Origin of the sequence: Neobacillus sp. NPDC093127 (genome assembly GCF_044754175.1) — a bacterium.
In the GTDB taxonomy this organism is placed as follows: domain Bacteria; phylum Bacillota; class Bacilli; order Bacillales; family Cytobacillaceae; genus Neobacillus.
Genome location: NZ_JBIVOP010000062.1, coordinates 1 through 1,693, shown reverse-complemented (window position 1 = coordinate 1,693; position 1,693 = coordinate 1). Strand labels below are relative to the sequence as shown.

The window sequence follows — 1,693 nt, the reverse complement described above, 5'->3', positions numbered from 1 at the left end:
TCGGTATAATCCTTCAGTTCCGACAGGAACTGTCTAGCCTTTACCAGAGAAATGTGACCATCCTCCATTTAAGCTAGAAACATTTCGCACAACTATTCTGCCCCGTTAACTTAATAATTTCAACAAAAAAAGCGTTAATCCTTCTTTGATTAACGCCCCCGTTAGTTCAACAACAACCTTTAAAATGCCTCACTGACAAAATCGTATTAGTTTGAATGTAACGTTTTTTGTATTATGTTACTTTCGTTTTTTGTCGAATTCCATAAAATAAAAACTTGATTCAATAGATTCGTCATTCAACGAACTTTTGAGTCAGCCTCTTTGATTTATAGATTGAGTTAAGGGATAGTATACAGGATAGTAGCTGCTACACCATCTGGTAAGGCAGGATCTTCCGTCATATCGTTTTTAATTTGTACAGATAGTAGATCGCATTGGTGGACAGCAAAGGTACCGGGTGAAAATGCACAACAATTTGGGGGATTCGGACCATTTACCGTTGCTATAATACCTGTGGCTAAAGGAGTAACGCCACAATCTGTGCTTACAAATATCTCAGCCGTTACCGAATCAGTTGCGCTTAAACTATTATCGCGGATACTGAAAACCAAGCCTGTAATAGTTGCTGTCTGTGGTATGACTACATTATTTCGTACAAAACCCATTGCACCCCCTGATGAGGTACCCAACCCAACGAAATCGTTATTGCTAACTACTGGAGCAGCTAAATAGATCGACAAAACGCATCCACAAGGGGGGGCAAGCTCATCAGCAATCGCATGTTGTACTGTCTCATCTGCTAATTCATTGGCTGCAAGAAGATCATTAAAGGTGACTGAACCTCCCGTAGATCCCGGTTCAGTCCCCAGAACTTGTTGTAAGTTATCAGCAGCCTCATTGATCTCTTCAGCGTTTTCAAGATTTTCTAAAGCATCGGACAAAATTGAGTTTGGATCTGTATCATCTTCAAATTTCACAGTATATGATTCCTCACTTTCATCGAGATAAATTGATTGTCCACCAGCGCCTCCCTGCGCAATGCTCAACGAAATCGAAGTATAAAATTTTGGAAAACAGGCTTGTGACAAAGCGAGTCGCTCTGTACATTAAATGTGGTTATAAGCAATATATTGATGGGTGTTGGCAAATGAATCGGCGCTTGTCTATTATTGATAGCCTTTTTATATATTTGAACCATGGAAAGATTAATGCCCCTTCGGGTGATCCTTGATGACAAATAGTAGAATGAATCATAAGGTTGATGAATATTTAAGTAAAGCCAAAAAGTGGAGTCTTGCGAGCATCGTCGTCATTTCCGGGAGATTATGTCTTATGGTTCCTGCTGTTTCTCAAGTTTCCCCGGTCTTCATGAGCCTAAATCTGAGTGAAAATTATATGTTAAACGCAAATTACAAGGAGAGGGCATTATTCAACAGGTAAATCGGAAATAAAGTCGATATGCTTCAATTAAGCCACAGACAGAACTTATACGGACTAAAAGTATTTTATAAAGGAAATAGAATTTATTTCTCTTCTTTCACTAAATGCCACGTTACTTGAATAAGAAAATGGCATTACCTCATTGTTGAAGTAATGTACCCTTTAGCCATTCATGAAGCGCAAAAAACCGCGCTTCACCACAGAGAATGAAAATGGGTTAGAACCGTCAATACTAATTCTACGGCTGGAAGAG

Annotated in this window: 2 protein-coding genes; one reads left to right on the top strand and one right to left on the bottom strand. The window is 39.1% G+C overall.

The window, feature by feature from the left end; translation table 11 throughout:
* Nucleotides 1-338: 338 nt before the first annotated feature.
* Entirely contained in the window at nt 339-977 is a 639-nt protein-coding gene (locus ACIQCO_RS28135) for a hypothetical protein (protein WP_400435472.1), read from the bottom strand.
* 253 nt (nt 978-1,230) lie between these two features.
* On the opposite strand from ACIQCO_RS28135, the gene ACIQCO_RS28130 reads away from it, so the two are divergent.
* Complete coding sequence (locus tag ACIQCO_RS28130) at nt 1,231-1,440, top strand: hypothetical protein (RefSeq protein WP_400435469.1); 210 nt, start codon at nt 1,231-1,233, stop codon at nt 1,438-1,440.
* Nucleotides 1,441-1,693: the final 253 nt, after the last annotated feature.